Here is a 19,233-nt window from a genome sequence, read left to right as displayed (position 1 = left end):
GGGGCGCCAGCAACGCGGTTATGAGCGCACTGACGATGGTTAGAACGAAGGAAGTCATCGAGGACCCTCGCGGAACGCTGCGGGAGGTCGTTCGACGTGGACCCACCGCAAGAACGAATACGGGTGCGGCGCACTGCGTGTGCGCGTCCACGTGGGTCCCGGCGTGGTCCGGATGAACGGGCAGAGAACTCCCGTTCCGATGAGCCGTCAACATGCATACGGCGCTTACACGGTAGCACAGGAAAGGAGGCAACATGGTTGCCCCGGGTCCCCGAAGAGACCCCACGCGGCAGTTCAGCCGCGCGCACAGGGACGACAGGAAGCAGCCTCGCGCCGGCGTCGTCGTCCTCCCGCTGTCAGGCTGCGACCTCCCCGTCCCACCGATGCCGCCAGGGCGAGCGTGGACAGAGGCGGAGGAGGTCATGTGGGTCGACCTGTGGGAGAGCCCGCAGGCGACGCAGTGGTACGACGCGTACGTCCCTATCGTCGCGACGTACGTGCAGATCGTGTGCCAGTCGCTCAGCGGCAGGGCGACGGCCGGACTGGCGCAGGAGGCGCGGCACCTGGCCGACCACTTGGGCCTGTCGCCCGCGGGCATGCGCACGCTGGGGTGGCAGATGGAGCAGGTCGACGCACACGGGGCTGAGCTGCACGCGCTACCCGCACCCACGTTGGACATCGACGAGCGGCGGACAAGGCTGACGTCGTGAGTGAGCGCATGCGCGCCATGCTCGCGCGACGGACAGCAGCGCGGACGCACAGCACGGACGGACCGTCCTGCCCGCGGGAGCTACGCACACCGTGCGTCGTGTGGGACTGGCTGGAGCCCGACGAGGCGCCTGACGTCCAGCGTCACGGCATGAACTCCATCTTGGTCATTCGCGCTTGGCGACGTTGGCAGGCCGCTCGACGCACGTACGCGGAGGGTCTGGGGTTGAGCGAGGCAGCAGCGTGCGGACCGGCAGGTCGTCCGACGCTCGGTGACCGCTAGCAAATTCAGACATACCCACCCATACCCCCCGTCTGGGGTCCCTTTTCGCACCGTCTAGGTGCTGGGCGGCGCTGTCTGGCAACCGGTTAGAGGTCTAAGCGGCAGCCCTCAAAACCCCCTCTCGGCGGCCTCTGGCGTTCCGCTGTGTGCCCCGCCAGAGGGCGGACGAGGTGGATCGTGTCCGCCGAATGATCAAGCCGCAGGCGTGATGAGCAATCTCGTCAACTAAAAACCACAGGTCAGAGCGCATCTAAGTGTGACGCCGTCAATAAGAGCCCCGGAGGAATCGCCCTCCGGGGCTTTGTCATTCCCGGAATGAGATCTCATGAGCGGTACAGAAGATATCTGCGCGAGGGAAGGCTGTTCCTTCCACGCAGAAATAGGGATGGCCGGTGATGCGCCGTTGTCCCTTGTTTACTGCGGTGATGCATGCGCCGACTTCGAATGGCTCCGAAGAAAGCTGGAGGCGGCGGAACTAACGCCCGACGTTGCGGACTGTTTTATGCATCTAAACGCCCTCGAACGGCTACTAAACGCGCGTTGTGAGCCGTTTGAAGTGGGCACTCTGCTGGGAGCGTTCTATGCCGGATCTTGACATTGTCGGAACCGTCGCGGTCGACGTCATACCGATTGCCCCGAACCTGCACAACAAGCTCAAGGCCATCGTCCTCCCGGCCGCCGACCGGATAGGCGAAGAAGCAGGTCAGAGGCTCGGAGATGCGATCTCCCGCAATATCGTCGTAGCCATCCCCGACGCTGTGACAACTGGCGGGCGGGTCGCCCGCACGGCCGCGACGCGGCAGGGGAACGACGTTGGCGGCGCGTTTAGCCGGTCGTTGAAGGCCAAGTTGGAAGTTGCATTCCGGTCGATGCCACGGCTCAACATCCGACTTGGCGATACCGGGGTGGATGCCGAACTCGCACGCCTCCGTTCTCGCCTGGAACAGCTCTCCAACAAGCGCATCGGCGTTGACGTGGACGCCGGGGCAGCGTTGGCAGAGGTCAATAACATCGACCGGGAGCTTGAAAGGCTCGGCGCCAACCACCCGAATATCGCGGTGCGGGTTGACACGGCTGCTGCACGGGCGGCACTCGACGAATTCCGTCAGGAGATCAACCGCGCCGACCACGACGATATCGACGTCAAGGTGCGCGTCGACACAGGGAACGCCCGCGCCGAACTGATGGCGCTCGGTATCGCCCTGGCGGCAGTCGCAGCTATCCCGGTTGTGCCCGTGGCTGCGTCGGGGCTCGGAAGCATCACAGCAGCCGCACTCGCGGCCGGCGCAGGAGTGGGCGCCCTTGCCCTCGTCGCCATCCCGGCAATCAAGGGAATCACGGAAGCGCTCCAGGCCAAGACTGCTGCGGAGAACGAGTCGAGCGCCGCGACGGACAACGGGGCCGCTAGCGCCGTGAAGGGCGCTCAGCGTGCCCTACAGATGGCGTCAGCTCAGCAGGCACTTGCCTCCGCGCACCGGCAGGCATCGAAATCCATCGAAGCCGCGAACCGCGCGGTAGAAGACGCCGAACGCGCCCTCGGTACGGCTGCCGCCCGCGCCATGGACCAGCGGCGCCAGGCCGCGGAGAACGTCGAGCGAGCCGAACGGTCCCTCACCGACGCCAAGCGCGCCGCACTCCAGGCAGAGCAAGACCTCACACGGGCCCGCAAGGACGCTGCGGCGCAACTCGCGGCGCTGGACGACAAGCTCACTGACGGCAAGCTGTCCCAGCGTGACGCCGCTCTCCGCGTCGAGGAAGCGGAGGCACAGCTCAACAAGACGCGGCTTGACTTCGCGGCCGGCAAGGCATCCGCGCTCGACGTCGAGCGCGCTCAGCTTGGCTACGACCAAGCTGTCCAAGCTCAGAAGGAACAGGCGCAGGCGTACGCCGACCTCCAGAAGCAGGCGGAGGCGGCCCGCAAAGTCGGCGTCAACGGCAACGACGCAGTCAAGGCAGCGGCGGAACGGCTCTCTGACGCCCAACAGAAGGTCAAGGACGAAACCAAGTCTGTTGCCGACGAGCAGCGCAAGGCGGCTCAGGCACAGGTGGACGCCGCGCAGTCGGTCCAGGACGCTCAGCGTCGAGTGGCTGACGCCGTGGCGAACGTCGCTGACGTACAGCAGCAAGCGGCCGACTCCATCGCCTCCGCAGAGAGGGGTGTTCAGTCGGCCCGACTCTCGTCGGTCGACACGACGGCGCAGGCAGTCACGGCCACCGATCGGTACAGGGCGGCCCTGGCCAAGCTGACGCCCGAACAACGGGACCTGTACAACGCACTCGCCGGCCCCAAGGGGCTGACGTCAGCGTTCAAGGACTGGTCGGCGTCCCTGTCCCCGTACGTCTTGCCCTTGTTCACGCGGTCCGTCAACGGTGCGAAGGCTGCCCTCCCGGGGCTCTCGCCTCTCGTTCGTGAGGCGGCCGACGGTGTCTCAGCGCTCCAGGACGCAGCGTCGAAGGAACTCAAAGAGCCCTTCTGGCGGCGCTTCAAGCGGGATATTGAAGGCACCGCGGAACCCTCGATCATCGGGCTCGGTACGACGATCGGTAACACGCTGAAGGGCGCCGCAGGTGTCATCGACGCGTTCCTTCCGTCGATCGACCGGATAACGGATCGGTGGGTCCGCTCGTCCGGCCGGTTCGCAAAGTGGGGAGCGAATCTCCAGGGCTCTCCTGCCTTCGAGAAGTTCATGGCCTTCGCGGACGAGCACGGGCCGAAACTCTCGCGCCTGTTCACCGGGGTCGCTGACGCTCTCCTCCAGATAGGCGAAGCGCTCTCCCCGATATCCGGCCCGGTCCTCGACTTCCTGTCGGGACTGGCGGAGGGAATAGCACTAGTAGCGGATCACGCACCGTGGTTGGTCCAGGCTCTATGGGGCGTCATCGTTGCAACGAAGGTCTTCAATCTGACCCTGCTTGCAACGAACGCGCTTATGAACGCAAACCCAGCCGTGCGCATCGTGACGCTGCTATTCCTTGTGGGCGCAGCAGTCGTCTACCTCTACAACAAGTACGACTGGTTCCGCACCGGGGTTCAGGCGACGTGGCACGGTATCCAAACGGCCGCAACCGTCGCGTGGAGCAGTGGCCTCAAGCCGACGTTCGACTTCATATGGGGCGGCCTCCAGGCCATCGGAAACGGCGCCCTGTGGCTGTGGCGGAGTGCGGTCAGGCCTGCCTTCGACGGCATCGTCCTCGTCGGGAAGTACACCTTCGCCATTCTCTCGACGGTGCTGTTTGTGCCGCTCTACCTGGCGTTCAAGATCGTGGCCGGTCTGGCTACGTGGCTGTACACCGACAGCATCAAGCCGACGTTCAACCTGATAGCCGGGCTGGCTACGTGGCTGTGGGCGAAGATCCTCAACCCGGTGTTCGGATGGATCGGAGCGCGGATCAAGTGGGGCGCAGACCTGTTCCTCTGGCTCTATCGCGGAGCGGTGCAGCCGTCGTTCAACTGGATTGCCAGCAAAGCGGATTGGGTCTGGGCGAAGATCCTTCGCCCCATTCTCGGCTGGATCTACGACAAGCTCAAGTGGCTTGGTTCAGGATTCGTCTGGCTGTATGCCCAGGCAGTGAAGCCGGTCTTTAACTGGATCGGCGACAAGGCTTCCTGGCTGTACGACAAGGGAATCCGTCCCGCGTTCCAGAAGATCCGGGAGGCTGTGGACCTTGTCGTCGACGGCTTCAGGCTGGCGAAGAAGGAAACCAAGATCGCATGGGATGCGGTGGCCGGGATTCTGGCGCGTCCTATCAACTGGATTATCGACTTCGTCTACACCAAAGGCATCAAGGCAGTATGGGACACGGTCGGCGGATTCGTCGGGCTGGACCCGCTGCCGAAGGCGCCTAAGCTCCTCAGCGCCCCGGAGAAATTCGCCCGGGGCGGGCGGACGAGTGGCGGCATCCCGGGCAAGGACTCCATCCCTGCGCTGCTTATGGCGGACGAATTCGTCATGAAGCGCGATTCCGCGCGGAAGATTGGCTTCGACGTCCTCCACCGCATGAACGAGACAGGCGAGATCCCGGGCGTTCAGAAGTTTGCCGGTGGCGGAATCGTCGGTGCGCTGGGATCAGTCTGGGGCGGAATTACGGACACCGTGGGCGGAGCCCTCGGCGGCATCAACGACCTGGCGAAGTTCAACGTCGACCTCGTCCTCCACCCGGGGCAGACGTGGGACAAGCTGGTCAAACCCGTTCTCAGGGCTGCCGCCGAACACCTCGGCGTTTCCGACATGGGGAAGGTACTGGCCAAGTACCCCGTCAAGATGGCGTCCTCCCTGCGCGACATGCTTACGGGGGCCGGGACGGGGACGCTGTCCTACATCGACCGCGGAGGCAACGGCGGGTCCGGCGTGGCTCGATGGAGGCCGACCGTCCTCCAGGCGCTGAAGCTGACGGACAACCCTGCGTCGTACGCCGACCTGACGTTGCGACGGATGAATCAGGAGTCCGGGGGCAACCCGACGATCGTCAACAGGTGGGACAGCAACTGGCAGGCAGGGCACCCGTCAGTGGGTCTGATGCAGGTAATCGGACCCACCTTCCAGGCCTACGCGGGCAAGATGCGCAACGTCGGTCCGTTCTCCTACGGCGTCTCGACGAACCCGCTCGCGAACATCTACTCGTCGATGCGGTACGCGATGTCGGCGTACGGCTCCCTGCCGCGCGCCTACAACCGCCCTGGCGGCTATTTCGCGGGCGGCTTCCCGGCGGCCGGCGAACTGGCGATGGTCGGCGAGCACGGGCCCGAGCTGGTCCGCTTCCTCTCGCCGGCGCAGGTCTACAGCAACGGCGACACCCGCGCGATGGCGCGCCAGGCCGCGAGCCTGACGAGCCTGCACGCAGGCGGCCAGGGGCCGACGGAGCTGCACGCCGACGTGCATGTCTACGTCGGTGACCGCGAGATCACGGACATCGTCGACACACGTATCGAGCTGCGCGACGCAGCAACAGCAGCCGACATCAACAACGGAAGGTGGGTCTGACGTACACCGCACGCACACGGGGCGCTCGTCGACATGGCGGGCGCCCCTTCCCGCAGACCATGACTCCTGAGGAGCAACACATGATGGGCCAGCCGGCGAAGAGCCATGACGTCACCTGCCCGCACTGCAACGCCCTCGTCCCACAGGTACCGGGCGCCGGGCGGGTACGGCTCTACTGCAACGCGGATCACGGCCGTGCCTGGCGCCGTCGCATGCGCCATGCCGGATGGCTATAGGCACTCTTGACGATGCCGCCCCCTCGGCGTGATGGTGCGTAGAACATTGCGCAATCTACGTGACGTTGGAGGTCACCATGACGCTACGGTTCTTCGGGAAGGACCCCACCACGAACGGTGATCACTGCCCGACGGTGTGGCTCGACGAGGAGAAGCAGGAGATCGTGCTCCAGGGGTGGAAGGCGGACGACGTTCTCCAGGCAGAATGCCTTGCGACGGGACCCATTCCCGACCACGAGGCAGTAGTCCGGCTGCCCGTTCGCATGGCACAGCAGATCAGGGAGGCGCTCGATGCGGCAGACGGTTCCGCCGTTCGCTGAGCTACTCGCCGGCTGCACGCGATCCGCGGTCCATCTGGAGACGCGCGACGTCTACGGAGTGGCGGAGGAAGATGCCGACTTCGCGTCCTGGCGTGACGGCTGGAGGTACAACCTCGACGACCGCTCGTCGTGGTGGAACGGCTTCCACCAGTCGGTAGCCGACGCTGTCTCCCGCGGGGTCTCGGTGCGGCGGGCCCGGGTCGTCTCGGAACCGGTGAGCGACTACATCCGCTACGAGCACTCGTGTACCCCGCAGAACCTTGCGGCAGGCGAAGAGGTCCGGTGGCTTCCGCGCCGCCTGGCGTCGGACCTGCTCCTCCCGGGCAACGATCTGTGGATCTTCGACGCACGGTTGATCCGGTTCAGCCTGTTCGCAGGCGACGGGCGGTTCGTTGCTGACGTCCTGGAGGACGCGGCCGACATCGTGAAGCGCCACGTCGAAGCCTTCGATGTCCTCTGGGAGCGCGCCGTCCCGCACGCGGACTACCGGATCTAAGCGACAGGCGCAGATGCAGTCTCCCTACCCGTCCTCGGCGCTGGACGCCGCCCGGCGAGCCATCGCGGACAAGCTCCGCGAGATGCGCCGAGACGCCGGGTTGACGGGTAGGGAGGTTGCAGCGCGGACGGGGTGGCAGCCGTCGAAGGTGTCGCGTCTTCAGAGCGCGACAACGCCACCGTCGGACGACGACATCCGCACATGGTGTCGAGCGTGCGACGCAGAGGACGCGATCCCTGATCTCCTTGCGGCCAACCGGACGGCCGACTCCATGTATCTGGAGTGGCGCCGAGTGCAGCGCACAGGGCTGCGCCGACTGCAAGAGTCCCGGGTCCCGCTGTACGAGCGCACCCGGTCGTTCCGTGTCTACAGCTCCACCGTCGTCCCGGGGTTCCTCCAGACCTACGAGTACGCGGCGGCGCTGCTGAAGGACATCGCGCGCTTCCACGGGACGCCGGACGACGTCGCGGACGCTGCGGAGGCCCGCGTCGAGCGCTCGCACATCATCCGTGAGGGCGGTCACCGGTTCGCGGTCGTCCTGGAGGAGTCCGTCCTCCGCCACGTGGTCGGGGACGCCACGACCATGGCGGGCCAACTGGGCTACGTCCTGTCAGTGATGGCGCTGCCATCCGTTTCCGTCGGGGTCGTGCCCGCGGGAAAGGCACGGGGCATGTGGCCGCTGGAGACTTTCACGGTGTTCGACGAAGACAGGGTGCACGTCGAGCTGCTGACGGCGGCTGTCACCGTGACCACGCCCGGAGAGATTTCTCAGTACGCCGATGCCTTCGACGAGATGTCCTCGTTGGCTGTCTACGGTTCGCGGGCACGGTCCATCATCTCTGCCACCATTGATGCGCTGGACTGAAGTTGCGTAGAACCTCATAGAACTCCGTGGAATCCCGCCGCACCCCGCACCTAGTTTCGAGACATCGGAGCTTGGTGGAGGTGGCGAAATGGCGTTACAGGTGACGCGACGGGACTTCGACATGGGCAGGGCGCAGCCGAAGCCTGTGTCCGGGTGCGACACGTGCACAGCGCTGTTCAAGCAATGGCGCCAGGCAACGGAAGTGGGCGGACCGGCCTACAACCCGTCGCACGCAACGGACCTTGCCGTCGAGATCAGCCGGCACCCGCACGACTGGAAGCTGTCGCGCGACGGACGGCGGGTGCCGAAGTGAAAAGCGACCCGGTCAACCCGTTCCCGGTCGTCTCGTCGACGGAGGAGCTGGAGCAGCTCCATACCGTCCGGTTCGTCGAGTGCTCCGGGTGCATCGACATGCACCGCCTTGACGGCCCGGACCATCTGGACCCGGTCGAGTGGGCGAAGGAGCATCAGCGTCAGCGGCCCTGGTGCTGGCGCTTCCGTGTCTTCGCCCGAACGACCTTCGGTGTGCCGGCCGACGAGACGGCACCCGCGGCCCCCTAGACCCGCGTCCTGGGCGTCCGTGCGCCCGGTACGCGGTGGGGCAGGTGGGGACCACGGTCGGCATACCGGCCCCGCCTGCTCCTGCCCCGCCCCCTCTGCTGCCCCCGTGATGGGGGGGCGGGCTCATGCCCACCCCAGTTCGTGTAGCCGGTCGTCCGGGATGCCGAAGTGGTGGGCCACCTCGTGCACCACAGTCACGGCCACTTCGTCCCGAACCCGCTCCTTAAAGATGGCTTCCGGGGTATCGTGCACCACGGTCACCTCGGTCTCCGCGACGACGTCCTCGCGGGTGTCGCACATGCGCAGCGTCGGCCCCCGGTAGACGGTGATCCGGTCGGGCAGCACGCCCGCGTACCACTCGCCGCGCTCGGTCAGCGGGGTGCCCTCGTAGAGCCCGAGCAGGTCGGGGTCGTCGGCGGGCGGCTCGTCCTCGACGAACACCGCGACGTTGTCCATCAGCCGCGTCAGCTCCGGCGGGATCCGGTCGAGCGCCTCGGCGACCAGTTCCTCGAACTCCTCGCGCGTCATCTCCAGCACACTCCCATTGTCCGGTACGGCGGGGCCGGCGCGGGGTCCGCTGCGCCGGGAACCCGCGTCCGGAGCGGGGCCCGGCCGGTGTCCGCCCGGCGCGCATATCCGCCGACGCGGCCGGGCATACGCGCCCAATGGCTCGCGTCCGCCTCGCAGACCTGGACCTCCCGTACCGCCGCGGCGCCCGGCGCGGCGCCGCCCGTCCCCTGACCGCCAACGCGCCGCATCCCTGGCTCCGGGCCCTGGGCCTGGTGACCGTCGTGATCGCCGGTGCCTGGCTGGGGCTGCTGACCGTCGGCGACGTACGCGTCCCGGTCGGCCCCGTCAACACGACGATGACGCTGCGCCCCTCCCTGAGCGGCGGCACGAAGATCAATGTCTCGCCGCTGGGCGCTCTGCGCCTGGACAGCCACACCGCCCCGGTCCGGCTGGACGTGAACGTCGACCAGCTCGACCCGGAGCGCGCCCAGGCCCTCGTCGACCATCCCGAGCGGCTCTCCGGGCTCCAGGACGAGGTCGCGCACGACGTGGAGCACGGCACCTTCGACCTGGCCCTGCGCTCCACGGTGGCGGTGGTCGCCGGGGCCACCGCCCTGGGCCTGGCCGTCTACCGCCGGCCGCGCCGGGCACTGGCGGCCGGGGGACTGGCCCTGGCCCTGCTCGCCGCGTCCGGGGCGGGCGCGTACGCCACCTGGAACCCGAAGTCGGTGCTGGAGCCGCGGTTCTCCGGGCTGCTCTCCTCGGCGCCCTCGCTGGTGGGCGACGCGCGCAGCATCGTCACCGAGTTCGACGTCTACCAGCGGGAGCTGGCCCGTCTGGTGACGAACGTGACCAAGCTGTACGACGTCACCTCGACGCTCCCCGCCTACCAGCCGGACCCGACGACCATCCGGGTGCTGCACGTCTCCGACATCCATCTCAACCCGGCGAGCTGGAAGATCATCGCCTCGCTGGTGGAGCAGTACAAGGTGGACGTGATCGTCGACTCCGGCGACACGATGGACCACGGCACGGCGGCGGAGAACGGCTTCCTCGACCCGGTGGCCGATCTGGGCGTGCCCTACGTCTGGGTGCGCGGCAACCACGACTCGCTGACCACACAGCACCGCCTGGAGCGGATGAAGAACGTGCACGTGCTGGACGACGGCCGCGCCGAGACGGTGGCGGGACTGCGCTTCGCCGGGATCGGCGACCCGCAGTTCACCCCGGACCGCTCGGCGGCGACGGGCGGTGACGCGGCGGAGCGGCTGGCGGGCGCCCGGCTGGCGTCGGCGCTGCGGGACCAGCGGGCCGCCGGCACCCCGGTCGACATCGCCGTCGCCCATGAACCACTGGCGGCCCGGGAGACGGACGGCGCGGTGCCGCTGGTGCTGTGCGGGCATCTGCACCACGAGGGCACGGAGATCCTCCCCTACGGCACCCGGCTGCGCAGGGAGGGCTCGACGGGCGGCAGCGGACTGCGCGCGGTCGAGCAGGAGCATCCCGCCCCCGTGGAGGCCTCGGTCCTCTACGTCGACCGGGACAGCCGCCGCCTCCAGGCGTGGGACGCGATCAAGCTGGGCGGACTGGGTCTGACGACCGCGGAGGTGAGCCGCCATCTGCCCGAGGAGAACCGGCCGGGCGCCGCCCCCACGCCCTCGGCGCCCTCCTCGTCACCGACCTCGCCGCCACCCTCTTCACCGCCCTCGCCACCGGCTTCGGCACCCTCCCGGGCCGCCTCCCCGCCGGGCTCGTCAACGGTTTTGGCGATACCCCCCGGCATCCCATATGCTTCTCACGTCCCCGACGCGCTGAGAAGCGCCCAGGCGGGCCGATAGCCCTCATCGTCTAGCGGCCTAGGACGCCGCCCTTTCAAGGCGGTAGCACGGGTTCGAATCCCGTTGGGGGCACGCAGTACGGTGTGCGAGACTGATCCCGGTCAGTTCACACACTGCCATATGGTCCTGTGGAGCAGCTTGGAGTGCTCGCCACCCTGTCAAGGTGGAGGCCGCGGGTTCAAATCCCGTCAGGACCGCTGAGGTTTCACGTGAAACCTCGTGGCTGGGTAGCTCAGTTGGTACGAGCGTCCGCCTGAAAAGCGGAAGGTCGCCGGTTCGACCCCGGCCCCAGCCACCGCAGCCCTTCAGGGCATCGAGCCCCTCTCCGAAGTCCTCGGAGAGGGGCTCGTTCGTGTGTGAGAAGGGGACCGGCGTGAAAGCTCTGCACCCCATCGACCCGGTGCGGCCGACCGACCCGAGCCCGCAGCAGGTCTGGTACACCTCCTACGGCTCGAACATGCAGTTGGACCGGCTCGCCTTCTATCTGCGCGGCGGCCGTCCGCCGGGGGCCGGGCGGGACTGCCCGGGGTGCCGTGATCCGCGACTGCCCGCGCGGTCCCTCGCCGTCGAACTCACCGGCGCCCTCTACTTCGCCACCGAGTCGCCGGTGTGGGGCGGGGGCCGGGCCTTCTACGACCCACGGGCCCAGGGGCGCGTCCTGGCCAGGGCGCACCTGCTGTCGGCCGAGCAGTTCTCCGACATCGCCGCCCAGGAGATGTACCGGGAGCCCGGCGGACGCCTCGACCTGGCCGATGTGCTCGCCCACGGCCGGTCCGTGCTGGGCCGGGGCCGCTACGAGACCCTGGTCTGCGCGGGGCGGCTGGAAGGGCTGCCCGTCCTCACGTTCACCGCGCCCTGGGCGATGGACGAGGTGCCCTGGAACACGCCGTCCGCCGCCTATCTCCGGCTCCTGGCCACCGGACTGCTGTCGGCCGGCGCCTGGGACACCGACGCGGTCGCCTCGTACCTCGCCGCCTGTCCGGGCGCGGCGGGGCAGTGGTCCGAGCGAGCCGTCCGCCGACTGCTGCGCCCCGCGCCGTAGCGGGGGCCGCTGCCGCGGTTGCGCCGTCCCCACAACGGACTAGCGTGAAACGTGAGAAAGGCCACACAGGCCACTCATCGATCCCCCGCCCCACCGACCCTAGGGGGCACTCATGTTCGCCACGCACCGGCGAAGGGCCGTCGTCCTGGGCTCGGCCCTCATCGCCACATCGGTCGTTCTCGGTCCGGTGAGCTTCCAGCAGGCAGCCGCCGCGGCACCGGTCGAGACCCACGCCAGTACCAGCGCCAAGGTCCCCCGGTCCGACCGGGACTACCAGCGCGGCTTCAAGGACGGCTTCAAGGACGGCTTCAAACAGGGCCACCGCGGCTGCGACCACAACGGACGCGGCGACCACGACGGGCGCTCGTTCCCCGGCGACCACATGAAGCCCGCCGCCCTCCAGCAGGACCTGCACAAGGACCTGAAGCAGGACGCCAGGAAGGACCTCAAGAAGGACTCCGGGAAGGACTACAACCGCGGTTACAAGGACGGCTTCAAGTCCGGGTTCAAGCAGGGCCACCGCACCTGCTGACCCCGGCCGCCCGCGTCCGGCCCCGGCCGGTCTCCTCCCCGTCCGCCGCGGCCGGACAAATCATTCGCGACAAATCATTCGCGCGAGATTTCCCCGAGGTGAGATCCTGGGATGCGTATGTCTACGCATCCCGCCCCCGCCCTCGGCGCCCTCGCCACCCGTCTGACCGAGCTGACGCTGCGTGACGCGCACCGGCTCGGGCGCAGGCTCGAAGGCGCGCGCAAGATCCGCAAGCCCGAGGCGCGCGCCGCCGTCCTGGCCGAGATCGACGCCGAGGCCGACAAGGCCGCGCGGCGCATGGCCGAGCGGCGCTCGCGCGTGCCCGCCGTCACCTATCCCGCGCAACTGCCGGTCAGCCAGAAGAAGGACGAGATCGCCACGGCGATCCGCGACCACCAGGTCGTCATCGTCGCCGGTGAGACCGGGTCCGGGAAGACCACGCAGATCCCGAAGATCTGCATGGAGCTGGGCCGGGGCGTGCGCGGCATGATCGGGCACACCCAGCCCCGCCGGATCGCCGCCCGCACGGTCGCCGAGCGGGTCGCCGAGGAGCTGGACACACCGCTCGGCGAGGCCGTCGGCTGGAAGGTGCGGTTCACCGACCAGGTCGACCCGGACGCCACCTTCGTCAAGCTGATGACGGACGGCATCCTGCTCGCCGAGATCCAGACCGACCGCGAGCTGCGCGCCTACGACACGATCATCATCGACGAGGCCCACGAGCGGTCCCTCAACATCGACTTCCTGCTGGGCTATCTCGCCCAGCTGCTGCCGAAGCGACCCGATCTGAAGGTCGTCATCACCTCGGCGACCATCGACCCGGAGCGGTTCTCCCGGCACTTCGGCGACGCCCCGATCGTCGAGGTCAGCGGGCGGACGTACCCGGTGGAGGTGCGCTACCGGCCGCTCCTGGAGGAGGACTCCGAGGACGCCGACCGGGACCAGATCACCGCGATCACCGACGCCGTCGAGGAGCTGATGGCCGAGGGCTCCGGCGACATCCTGGTCTTCCTCTCCGGCGAGCGGGAGATCCGCGACACCGCCGACGCGCTCACCAAGAAGCAGTACCGCTCCACGGAGGTGCTGCCGCTGTACGCGCGCCTCTCGCACGCCGAGCAGCACCGCGTCTTCCAGCAGCACACCGGCCGCCGGATCGTGCTCGCCACCAACGTCGCCGAGACCTCCCTGACCGTCCCCGGCATCAAGTACGTCATCGACCCCGGCTTCGCCCGGATCTCCCGCTACAGCCATCGCACCAAGGTGCAGCGGCTGCCCATCGAGCCGGTCTCGCAGGCCAGCGCCAACCAGCGCAAGGGCCGCTGCGGGCGTACGTCCGACGGCATCTGCATCCGGCTCTACGGCGAGGACGACTTCCTGGCCCGCCCGGAGTTCACCGACGCGGAGATCCTGCGCACCAACCTCGCCTCCGTCATCCTCCAGATGACCGCGGCCGGCCTCGGCGACATCGAGAAGTTCCCGTTCATCGACCCGCCGGACCACCGCAACATCCGCGACGGCGTGCAGCTCCTCCAGGAGCTGGGCGCGCTCGACCCGGCGCAGAAGGACCCGCGCAAGCGGCTCACCCAGACCGGCCGCAAGCTGGCCCAGCTCCCCGTCGACCCGCGTCTTGCCCGGATGGTCCTGGAGGCCGACAAGAACGGCTGCGCGCGCGAGGTCATGGTGATCGCCGCCGCGCTGTCCATCCAGGACCCGCGCGAGCGCCCCGCCGACAAGCAGGCCCAAGCCGACCAGCAGCACGCCCGCTTCCGGGACGAGTCCAGCGACTTCCTCGCCTTCCTCAACCTCTGGCGCTATCTGCGCGAGCAGCAGAAGGAGCGCGGCTCGTCGTCCTTCCGCCGGATGTGCAAGCAGGAGTACCTCAACTTCCTGCGCATCCGCGAATGGCAGGACATCTACTCCCAGCTGCGCACGGTCGCCAAGCAGATGGGCATCCACCTCAACGAGGAGGACGCCCCCGGCGACCGCGTCCATGTCTCCCTGCTGGCCGGTCTGCTCTCGCACATCGGCATGAAGGACGTGAAGGAGTCCAAGGACTCCGCACCGCAGCAGGGCCGCAGGGACGGCGGCCGGGGCGAGTACCTGGGCGCTCGCAACGCCAAGTTCGCGATCTTCCCCGGCTCCGCGCTGTTCAGGAAGCCGCCGCGGTTCGTGATGTCCGCCGAGCTGGTCGAGACCTCCCGCCTGTGGGCGCGGGTCAACGCGAAGATCGAGCCCGAGTGGGTCGAGCCGCTGGCCGGCCACCTGCTGAAGCGGACGTACAGCGAACCGCACTGGGAGAAGGACCAGGCCGCGGTGATGGCGTACGAGAAGGTGACGCTGTACGGCGTGCCGATCGTGGCCCAGCGGAAGGTCAACTACGGCCGGATCGACGCGGAGGCCAGCCGTGAGCTGTTCATCCGCAACGCCCTGGTGGAGGGTGACTGGCGCACCCACCACAAGTTCTTCGCCGACAACCGCAGACTGCTCAGCGAGGTCGAGGAGCTGGAGCACCGCGCCCGGCGCCGGGACATCGTCGTCGACGACGAGACGCTGTACGACTTCTACGACCAGCGGGTGCCCGAGCACGTCGTCTCCGGCGCCCACTTCGACTCCTGGTGGAAGCACAAGCGGCACGAGCAGCCCGACTTCCTGGACTTCGAGCGGGAGATGCTCGTCCGGGAGTCGGCCCAGGCGGTCACCAAGGCCGACTATCCGGACTCCTGGCGCCAGGGCGCGCTGAAGTTCCGGGTGACCTACCAGTTCGAGCCGGGCGCGGACGCGGACGGGGTGACCGTCCACATCCCGCTCCAGGTGCTCAACCAGGTCACGGACGAGGGCTTCGACTGGCAGATCCCGGGCCTGCGCGAAGAGGTCGTCACCGAGCTGATCCGCTCGCTGCCCAAGCCGATCCGCCGCCACTACGTCCCCGCGCCCAACCACGCGAAGGCGTTCCTGGAGCAGGCGGTGCCCCTCCAGGAGCCGCTGACCGAGACCATGGCGCGCGAGCTGAAGCGCCGGGTCGGGGTGCCGTTCGAGGCCGAGGACTTCGACTGGGCCAAGGTCCCCGACCATCTGAAGATCACCTTCCGGATCGTCGACGAGCGGCGCCGCAAGCTGGCCGAGGACAAGGACCTCGAAGCGCTCAAGCTGAAGCTCCGGCCGAAGGCGCGCCAGGCCCTGTCCCAGGCCGCCGCGGCGACCGCGGAGCGCAGCGGCGGCGAGTCGCTGGAGCGCTCGGGGCTGACCGACTGGACGATCGGCTCGCTCACCCGGGTCTTCGAGACCCGCCGGGCCGGCCAGCCGGTGAAGGCGTACCCGGCGCTGGTGGACGACGGCCCTGCGGCGGGCACCGTCTCGGTGCGGCTCTTCGACACCGAGGCGGAGCAGGCCGAGGCCATGTGGCGGGGCACGCGCCGGCTGATCCTGCGCAACATCCCGGTGAACCCGGCGAAGTTCGCGTCCGAGAAGCTGACCAACCAGCAGAAGATCGGGCTGTCGGCCAATCCGCACGGGTCGATCCAGGCCCTGTTCGACGACTGCGCCACGGCGGCGGCGGACCGGCTGATCGCCGACTTCGGCGGACCGGCCTGGGACGAGGAGTCGTACCGCAAGCTCTACGACAAAGTACGGTCCGAGATCGTGGACCTGACCGTACGGACCGTGGGCCAGGTGCAGCAGGTGCTGGCCGCCTGGCAGGCGTGCGAACGCCGCCTCAAGGCGGTCCGCAGCCCCGCGCTGCTGGCCAATCTGACGGACGTACGGCAGCAGTTGGACGCCCTCGTGAAGCCCGGCTTCGTCACCGAGGCGGGGATACGGCGGCTGCCCGACCTGATGCGCTATCTGGTCGCGGCGGACCGGCGGCTCCAGCAGATGCCGGCCAACGTCCAGCGGGACACCACGCGCATGGAGAAGGTCCGGGAGATGCGCGACGAGTACGCGTGGCTGCTGGAACAGCTGCCGCAGGGCCGCCCGGTGCCGCAGCAGGTGCGCGACATCCGCTGGATGCTGGAGGAGCTGCGGGTCAGCTACTTCGCGCACGCGCTGGGCACGGCGTACCCCGTCTCCGACAAACGGATCGTGAAGGCGATCGACGCGGCGGCACCGTGACGCCACCGGCACCCTGAGTGAGTTCGACCAGGCGGCCGGCCTCCTGTAGAGTCTCTTCTCGCAGCGCAACGCGAGTTCGGCGCCGCGAACAAGGTCCTGTGGAGCAGCTTGGAGTGCTCGCCACCCTGTCAAGGTGGAGGCCGCGGGTTCAAATCCCGTCAGGACCGCAAGTAGGGCCCGTATCCCCGGTGGATGCGGGCCTTCTTCGTATCCGGGCACACGCCCCCCGCAGGCCGCGCCCGCGCCGCGCTCCGCGCCTTACGTGCCCTACGCGGCCCGCTCCGCGGTCTCTTGACGGGGTCACATTCCCTCGGTACCCCAGAGGCAGGGTCCGTTGCGGCACGGCCCGCTGGAGGTGGCGTATGGCGGCGTCGGCCAGGCACGAGACCCGGGCGCTCCTCCGCGCGCACCTCGCGGCCGCGTCCTCGTACGGCCATCTCACCAGTCGCTGCCCCGCCTGCCACCGGCTGCTGCGGCTGGCGATGGAGAGCGCGCCACGGCCCCCGGCCGCCGCGGCGAGGGCCCCGCGGTTCCCCGACACCCGACAGAAGCCCCTGAGCGGCACCCTGACGCCCCGGGAGGCGGTCGGGGTGCTGGAACCGCCGGAGACGCCCGGCGCGCCTGAGGCCGTGGAACCCGGCCACCCCTCGACCGCGTGAGCGAACGCCCCGGCTCCCGAACTCCCGCCCGCGCAGGGCGCGATGAGACCGGAGGCTTCTTTAACGCACGGCGGCGGCCGGCAACAAGCGCCTTGCGATGTGACGGGTGTCACCGCACGAGTTTTTGAAAGTCCTGTCCTTACACCCCGCCTACAAGCAGTCAATTTAATATGTGCAATTGCACCGCACTCCAGGGCTCCCCACCAGGGATCCGACACGCCTCCCCAGCCTCGGACAAGGCCGCTCACCGGCCCGGCCCGCGCCCCCGCCGACCGCACAAAAAAGATCGCGCTGGACCCGGCGGAGTCCAGCGCGATCGACGACGCACCCTGTTCACTTGCCCGACAAAGCTCTGAAGGCTTGGGCGTGGGACCTGTTGGGGCAGGACCCGCGTCGCTTGGAGCTGTTGGTCCCGGACGCGACGACTGGTTGGGGGACCAGCCGGTTTGCCCGGTTATGAAGTTGTTCAGGCCTCGCTGCGCTGCTGCGGGATGCCCGCGAGCAGAGCGCGGACCTCGGCCTCGCGGTAGCGGCGGTGCCCGCCGAGCGTGCGGATCGACGTGAGCTTGCCGGCCTTCGCCCAGCGCGTGACCGTCTTGGGGTCGACGCGGAACATGGTGGCGACCTCAGCCGGGGTCAGCAGCGGCTCGGCATCAGGGGTGCGAGCGGTCATGAGCGGCCTCCTCGGGAGAACCGAACCTTCTCGGTTCTTTCCTCTAAATTCTGCACCTTGACCCGCGGTGCCCGAAATGGCGGACGCGAGTCGAGTCGGTTATAGGACGAACGGCTTGTCCTCGGCACTACAACTACACCATCTGTCCAGCCGCGTCGGCCAAACCGATGGAATTGCCCTCCCAGGTGTTCATCAGCGACGGATGCCGATGGACCATGCCATAGCGGACAGTCACACCACTGTGACGATCAGTCACAGGGCGATCAGGAAGTCACCAGACCCCCCAAAGCGTGCAATGCTGAGATCCCACCCAAGACGGAGCATAAGCGGGCGGAAGGAGCCCTCCCCGGACTCCTTGTCCTATTTTGGCATGAGGAGGGGCAACCTAGGCAAGGGTCAGGTAAGTGCGGTCCATCACCCTTGACACATACGCCCGGATCGTGCCGTACGTCCCGTCAGCTCCGCTAAAGACCCTTGACCGTACGCTGTTCGACGCCTTTCGAGCCGTGATGCAGGTCACTTGCTGACACGGCGTCAGTTGGCCGACCGCCGGTCGCGCACCGCGCGCCACCGCTCCACGAGCCGTCCGTACGCCTCCGCGGCCGCCGCCCCGTCCCCCCGGCGCAGCGCCTCGACGCCCTCGGCCACGTCCGCGGCCGAGTGGTCGCCCTCCAGCTCGCCGGCCGGCAGCACATGCACCAGACCGCCGTAGTCCAGCTCCACCAGCGAGCGCGGGTGGAACTCCTCCAGCCAGCGGCCCACGTCCACCAGCCCGTCGATCAGCGGCCCCTCGTCGACGGCCTCGCGCAGCGCCCGCAGCGCCCGCGCCACCCGCCGCCGGGCCTGCACCATCGGTGTCCGGTAGCGCAGCGAGGGCTGCTCGTCCCCGAAGGCGGCCGCCGCGTCCCGCGCCCCGGCCGCCGCGCCGCCCACCCCCTTGACGTACTCCCGCTCCTCGTCGGAGACCAGCACGAACCAGTTGATCGGCACCTGCCAGGTGGAGGTGCGGATCCAGGGGCGGGCGTCCGGGTTCCGGGCCAGCCAGCGCTCGTAGTCCTGGGCGGCCTGGCGGCGCACGAGCGGGGGCAGCACCGCGTCCAGGACCACAGCGGGAAGGTCCTCGGCCAGACCGTCCAGGGCCTGCCAGCCGCGCAGCCGGGTCCGCCAGGGGCAGACGCACACCACCCCGTCGACGTCGAGCACGAACGCGTCCCCGCTCTCGTGCACCGGCACCGCCACCGGCGGGGTGGGCAGCAGATCGGCCAGCGAGCGGCGCAGTTCGTCCTGGTAGGAGGGCCGGCCGGGGCGGCGGGCGTAGCGCGCCCAGTGGCTGCGCTCCGGCTCCGGGAAGGCGGCCAGCGGCTCGTAGACGCGCAGATAGGTCGCGTACGGGACGACCACGGACGACACCTTGGGCACGC

Annotated in this window: 16 protein-coding genes and 4 tRNA genes; 17 read left to right on the top strand and 3 right to left on the bottom strand. The window is 68.6% G+C overall.

The features are described 5' to 3' along the window. The first annotated feature begins 422 nt into the window (after positions 1-422). The 8 genes from R4Z62_RS17630 (at position 423) to R4Z62_RS17595 (ending at position 8,451) form a co-directional block, all read left to right on the top strand. On the top strand, positions 423-710 hold the full coding sequence (locus R4Z62_RS17630; RefSeq protein WP_491520274.1) for a hypothetical protein: 288 nt from the start codon (positions 423-425) through the stop codon (positions 708-710). A 606-nt stretch (positions 711-1,316) separates the two neighbouring features. Beyond that, the gene (locus R4Z62_RS17625; RefSeq protein ID WP_491520273.1) at positions 1,317-1,586 is read left to right on the top strand and encodes a hypothetical protein; all 270 of its coding nucleotides are present in this window, start codon (positions 1,317-1,319) and stop codon (positions 1,584-1,586) included. Then, positions 1,573-5,973 (top strand): transglycosylase SLT domain-containing protein, encoded by a 4,401-nt coding sequence (locus tag R4Z62_RS17620; RefSeq protein WP_491520272.1) that lies wholly within the window; start codon positions 1,573-1,575, stop codon positions 5,971-5,973. Before R4Z62_RS17625 ends, R4Z62_RS17620 begins: the two co-directional genes overlap by 14 nt. A 313-nt stretch (positions 5,974-6,286) precedes the next feature. Continuing rightward, positions 6,287-6,529: a hypothetical protein gene (locus R4Z62_RS17615; RefSeq protein ID WP_491520271.1), complete on the top strand. Its 243-nt coding sequence runs from the start codon at positions 6,287-6,289 to the stop codon at positions 6,527-6,529. Next, entirely contained in the window at positions 6,501-7,025 is a 525-nt protein-coding gene (locus R4Z62_RS17610; RefSeq protein WP_491520270.1) for a DUF6879 family protein, read from the top strand. The genes R4Z62_RS17615 and R4Z62_RS17610 overlap by 29 nt, the downstream gene beginning before the upstream one ends. Positions 7,026-7,038: 13 nt before the next feature. Further along, a complete protein-coding gene (locus tag R4Z62_RS17605) occupies positions 7,039-7,890 on the top strand; it encodes a helix-turn-helix domain-containing protein (protein ID WP_491520269.1) in 852 nt (283 codons plus the stop codon). Positions 7,891-7,978: 88 nt separating this feature from the next. Continuing rightward, positions 7,979-8,203 carry a hypothetical protein gene (locus R4Z62_RS17600; RefSeq protein ID WP_491520268.1) on the top strand — a complete coding sequence of 75 codons (225 nt, stop codon included), beginning with the start codon at positions 7,979-7,981 and terminating at the stop codon, positions 8,201-8,203. Then, entirely contained in the window at positions 8,200-8,451 is a 252-nt protein-coding gene (locus tag R4Z62_RS17595; protein ID WP_491520267.1) for a hypothetical protein, read from the top strand. Before R4Z62_RS17600 ends, R4Z62_RS17595 begins: the two co-directional genes overlap by 4 nt. A 123-nt stretch (positions 8,452-8,574) precedes the next feature. On the opposite strand, the gene R4Z62_RS17590 is transcribed toward R4Z62_RS17595, so the two are convergent. Then, complete coding sequence (locus tag R4Z62_RS17590; RefSeq protein ID WP_491520266.1) at positions 8,575-8,988, bottom strand: metallopeptidase family protein; 414 nt, start codon at positions 8,986-8,988, stop codon at positions 8,575-8,577. Positions 8,989-9,116: 128 nt separating this feature from the next. Between R4Z62_RS17590 and R4Z62_RS17585 the strand changes: the two genes are divergently transcribed. From R4Z62_RS17585 to R4Z62_RS17545, 9 genes are all read left to right on the top strand, one after another. Next, positions 9,117-10,799, top strand: coding sequence for a metallophosphoesterase family protein (locus R4Z62_RS17585; RefSeq protein ID WP_491520265.1), 1,683 nt, complete (start codon positions 9,117-9,119; stop codon positions 10,797-10,799). Further along, a tRNA-Glu gene (locus R4Z62_RS17580) sits at positions 10,799-10,871 on the top strand. Before R4Z62_RS17585 ends, R4Z62_RS17580 begins: the two co-directional genes overlap by 1 nt. A 50-nt stretch (positions 10,872-10,921) precedes the next feature. Next, positions 10,922-10,996, top strand: a tRNA-Asp gene (locus tag R4Z62_RS17575). Positions 10,997-11,020: 24 nt separating this feature from the next. Further along, a tRNA-Phe gene (locus R4Z62_RS17570) sits at positions 11,021-11,094 on the top strand. Between the two features lie 78 nt (positions 11,095-11,172). Then, positions 11,173-11,841 carry a histone deacetylase gene (locus R4Z62_RS17565; protein ID WP_389599764.1) on the top strand — a complete coding sequence of 223 codons (669 nt, stop codon included), beginning with the start codon at positions 11,173-11,175 and terminating at the stop codon, positions 11,839-11,841. 112 nt (positions 11,842-11,953) lie between these two features. Further along, positions 11,954-12,373 carry a hypothetical protein gene (locus R4Z62_RS17560; protein ID WP_491520264.1) on the top strand — a complete coding sequence of 140 codons (420 nt, stop codon included), beginning with the start codon at positions 11,954-11,956 and terminating at the stop codon, positions 12,371-12,373. Between the two features lie 117 nt (positions 12,374-12,490). Next, positions 12,491-16,480: an ATP-dependent RNA helicase HrpA gene (hrpA, locus tag R4Z62_RS17555; RefSeq protein WP_491520263.1), complete on the top strand. Its 3,990-nt coding sequence runs from the start codon at positions 12,491-12,493 to the stop codon at positions 16,478-16,480. A gap of 92 nt (positions 16,481-16,572) precedes the next feature. After that, positions 16,573-16,647, top strand: a tRNA-Asp gene (locus tag R4Z62_RS17550). A gap of 195 nt (positions 16,648-16,842) precedes the next feature. Continuing rightward, a complete protein-coding gene (locus R4Z62_RS17545; RefSeq protein ID WP_491520262.1) occupies positions 16,843-17,139 on the top strand; it encodes a DUF6274 family protein in 297 nt (98 codons plus the stop codon). 466 nt (positions 17,140-17,605) lie between these two features. Here the strand turns inward: R4Z62_RS17545 and bldC are convergent, their stop codons facing one another. Together bldC and R4Z62_RS17535 are read right to left on the bottom strand one after the other, a co-directional pair. After that, on the bottom strand, positions 17,606-17,812 hold the full coding sequence (gene bldC, locus R4Z62_RS17540; protein WP_003949541.1) for a developmental transcriptional regulator BldC: 207 nt from the start codon (positions 17,810-17,812) through the stop codon (positions 17,606-17,608). A gap of 534 nt (positions 17,813-18,346) precedes the next feature. Then, complete coding sequence (locus R4Z62_RS17535; protein WP_018566388.1) at positions 18,347-19,231, bottom strand: DUF8083 family protein; 885 nt, start codon at positions 19,229-19,231, stop codon at positions 18,347-18,349. Between the last annotated feature and the right edge of the window lie 2 nt (positions 19,232-19,233).

The organism is Streptomyces sp. PL-25, assembly GCF_058344915.1.
This window is presented reverse-complemented; position numbering and strand designations above follow the sequence as displayed.